Source organism: Kitasatospora sp. NPDC002965, assembly GCF_040611255.1.
In the GTDB taxonomy this organism is placed as follows: Bacteria; Actinomycetota; Actinomycetes; order Streptomycetales; family Streptomycetaceae; genus Kitasatospora.
Genome location: NZ_JBEXNT010000274.1, coordinates 1 through 3,741, shown reverse-complemented (window position 1 = coordinate 3,741; position 3,741 = coordinate 1). Strand labels below are relative to the sequence as shown.

The 3,741-nt window shown below is 71.0% G+C and carries 2 protein-coding genes; one reads left to right on the top strand and one right to left on the bottom strand.

Annotated elements, in window-relative coordinates; genetic code table 11:
- Positions 1-75: 75 nt before the first annotated feature.
- On the bottom strand, positions 76-1,581 hold the full coding sequence (locus ABZY91_RS41635) for an MFS transporter (RefSeq protein WP_355409407.1): 1,506 nt from the start codon (positions 1,579-1,581) through the stop codon (positions 76-78).
- Positions 1,582-1,771: 190 nt separating this feature from the next.
- Between ABZY91_RS41635 and htpG the strand changes: the two genes are divergently transcribed.
- Positions 1,772-3,688, top strand: a complete 1,917-nt coding sequence (htpG, locus tag ABZY91_RS41630) for a molecular chaperone HtpG (protein WP_355409405.1) — start codon at positions 1,772-1,774, stop codon at positions 3,686-3,688.
- Positions 3,689-3,741 lie beyond the last annotated feature (53 nt).

Here is a 3,741-nt window from a genome sequence, read left to right as displayed (position 1 = left end):
GGGGGGGGGGGGGGGGGGGGGGGGGGGGGGGGGGCCGCCCCCCCCCCCCCCCCCACCGCCCACCGGCCGGGCCGGCTAGGCCGGCGTCGTGCCGACGGCGCTCAGGGGCGAGGCCAGGGACTCCAGGCTGCGCCGTTCCGCGCGGACGCCGATCGCGGCCTCCACCAGCCCGGCGGCGGTCATCAGTCCCGCACCGATGCAGAACGCGAGGGTGGTGTCGGAGACGTTCCCGGTGCTCACCAGGCTGTTGAACAGCAGCGGCCCGCTGATGCCGCCGGCCGCCGTGCCGACGGCGTAGAAGAACGCGATGCACATCGCCCTGGTCTCCAGCGGGAAGATCTCGCTGACCGTCAGGTAGGCCGAACTCGCGCCCGCGGAGGCGAGGAAGAGCACGGCCGTCCAGCACGCCGTCATGGTGACGGCCGAGAGCGAGCCGTGCTGGAAGAGCGCGGCGGTGCCGAACAGCAGCAGGCCGGAGCCGAGGTAGGTGCCGGCGATCATCGGCTTGCGCCCGACCGAGTCGAAGAGGTGGCCGAGCAGCAGCGGGCCGAGGAAGTTGCCGACGGCGATCACCGCGAAGTAGTAGCCGGTGTCGCCCTGGGGGACGTCGAAGTACTGGGTGAGGATCACCGCGTAACCGAAGGTCACCGAGTTGTACAGGAACGCCTGGCCGATGAACAGCGCGAGGCCGAGCACCGTCCGGCGCGGGTAGCGGGCCACGACCGTGCGGGCGATCGTGACGAAGCCGAGCGGGGCGCGCTCGCGGATCAGGATCGGCTCGTCGGTGAGCGGGGGCAGCGCGGTGCCGGTCTGCCGCTCGACGGCCCGTTCGGCCTCGGCGACCACCTTCTCCGCCTCGTCCGCGCGTCCGTGCGTGATCAGCCAGCGCGGACTCTCCGGGACGTGTCGGCGCACCAGCAGGATCACCAGGCCGAGGGCCAGACCCAGGCCGAAGGCGAGCCGCCAGCCGACGTCCGTGGCGAAGAGCGCGGTGTCGAGCAGGGCGATGGACGCGAACGCCCCGAACGCCGCGCCGATCCAGAAGCTGCCGTTGATGATCAGGTCGATCCGGCCGCGGACCCGGGCCGGGATCAGCTCGTCGACCGCGGAGTTGATCGCCGCGTACTCGCCGCCGATGCCGAAGCCGGTGAAGAAGCGGCAGACGAAGAAGAACCAGGCCGACGAGGAGAACGCCGTCACGGCGGTCGCGGCGAGGTAGACCGCGAGCGTCAGCATGAACAGTTTCTTGCGCCCCAGCCGGTCGGTCAGCCAGCCGAAGAACAGGGCCCCGCTGCACGCGCCCGCCACGTAGACGGCGGCGGCGACGGTGGTCACCTGGGTGGTCGAGATGGAGATCCCGCTGCCCTGCTCGGCGAGCCGGGCCGCCATGGTGCCGACGATCGTCACTTCCAGGCCGTCCAGGATCCAGACGGTGCCCAGTCCGATCACGATCCTCCAGTGCCAGCGGCACCACGGTAACCGGTCCAGCCGGGCCGGGACCCTGGTCTCGATCACGTCGTCGCTGCGGGAGGTGCGGGTCCGCTCTTCCGGTCGTTCGGACGGCTTCACCGGGTCGGCCATGACGGGTGTTCCTCTCGCGAGGTGTTCAGGACGCCCCCGCGTCTGCCCGGTCGCCCGGCGATCACACCGGTGGGTTCCCCGGCGCGTGACGGCGGCCGGCGGGCTCGGCCTATCATTCCGGAGCCGACGGGGAGTCACCCGGACTCACCCGTCCCGCCCAGCACGTTCCATCCCGAAAAGGAGCCTCCGAGTGGGTAGCACTGTCGAGACGCTGGAATTCCAGGCCGAGACACGCCAGTTGCTCCGGTTGGTGATTCACTCGATCTACTCGAACAAGGACATCTTCCTGCGCGAGCTGATCTCGAACGCCTCCGACGCACTGGACAAGCTGCGGCTGGAGTCGCTGACCGACTCCGACCTCGACGCCGACACCTCCGACCTGCACATCCTCCTGGAGGTCGACGAGGCCGCCCGCACGCTGACCGTCCGCGACAACGGCATCGGCATGACCCGGGACGACGTCGTCGACCTGATCGGCACGATCGCCCGGTCCGGCACCGCCGGTCTGCTGGAGAAGATCAAGGAGACCCGGGACGCCGAGGCGGCGCAGAGCCTGATCGGTCAGTTCGGCGTCGGTTTCTACTCGGCGTTCATGGTCGCCGACCGGGTCACCCTGAGCACCCGGCGGGCCGGCACCGGTGCCGGGACCAGGTGGGAGTCCGACGGCGAGGGCACGTACAGCATCGAGGAGGTCGACGGACTGCCCGTGGGCACCTCGGTCACCCTGCACCTCAAGCCCGTCGACGGCGAGGACGGGGTCGCCGACTACCTGGCCGGGTGGAAGATCCGCCAGATCGTCAAGCAGTACTCGGACTTCATCCGCTGGCCGATCCGGATGGCGGCGGAGCGCCCCGGCGCCGACGGCGACACCGAGCCCGGGGTCGACACGCTCAACTCGATGAAGGCCCTGTGGGCCCGGCCGCGCAGCGAGGTCACCGAGGCCGAGTACCACGAGTTCTACCGGCAGATCAGCCACGACTGGCTCGACCCGGCCGAGACGATCCACATGCGGGCCGAGGGCACCTTCGAGTACGAGGCGCTGCTGTTCATCCCCTCGCAGGCGCCGCTCGACCTGTTCTCGCGCGACACCCGGCGCGGCGTCCAGCTGTACGTCAAGCGCGTGTTCATCATGGACGACTGCGAAGCGCTGATGCCGGACTACCTGCGCTTCGTCAAGGGCGTGGTGGACGCCCACGACCTGTCGCTGAACATCTCCCGCGAGATCCTGCAGCACGACCGCCAGATCCGCGGCGTGCGCCGACGGCTGGTCAAGAAGGTGCTCGGCGCTCTCAAGAGCGTGCAGACCGCAGACGCCGAGCGCTACACGAAGCTGTGGGCCCAGTTCGGCCGGGTGCTGAAGGAGGGGCTGCTGGAGGACACGGACAACACCGAGGCCCTCCTGGAGCTGGTGTCGGCGGCCTCCACGCACGACGCGGAGCAGCCCACCACCCTGCGCGAGTACGTCGGACGCATGAAGGACGGCCAGGACGCGATCTACTACCTGGCCGGCGAGGACCGGGCCATGGTGGAGAACTCGCCCCACATGGAGGCCTTCGCCGCCCGGGGGTACGAGGTCCTGATCCTCACCGACCCGGTCGACGAGGTCTGGGTGGACCGGGTGCCCGCCTTCGACGGGCACCGTCTGCAGTCCGTCGCCAAGGGCCAGGTCGACCTCGGCGAGCCCGAGGACGGCGACCAGGACGCGGAGGCCGAGAAGGCCCGGCGCGAGCAGGACTTCGCCGCCCTGCTGCCGTGGCTGACGACGGCCCTGTCCGAGCAGGTGAAGCAGGTCCGCCTGTCGTCGCGCCTCACCACGTCGGCTGCCTGCGTCGTCGGGGACGCCCACGACATGACCCCGACCCTGGAGAAGATGTACCGGGCGACGGGGCAGCAGGTCCCCACGGTCAAGCGGATCCTGGAACTCAACCCCACGCACCCGCTGGTCACCGCGCTGCGCTCGGCGCACGAGGCGAACGCCGACGATCCCGCGCTCGCCGAGGTCGCCGAGCTGGTGTACGGCAGCGCGCTGCTCGCCGAGGGCGGCGACCTGCCCGACCCGGCCCGCTTCGCCCGGCTGCTGACCGCCCGTCTGACCCGGGCCCTGTGACCCGGGCTCTGTGACCCGGGCCCGGTGACCGGTGGGGTGCGGCCCGCGGCGAC

Excerpts from the sequence above, each read along its gene's own strand:
- ABZY91_RS41635 (WP_355409407.1), bottom strand. The coding sequence starts at position 1,581 with ATGGCCGACCCGGTGAAGCCGTCCGAACGACCGGAAGAGCGGACCCGC.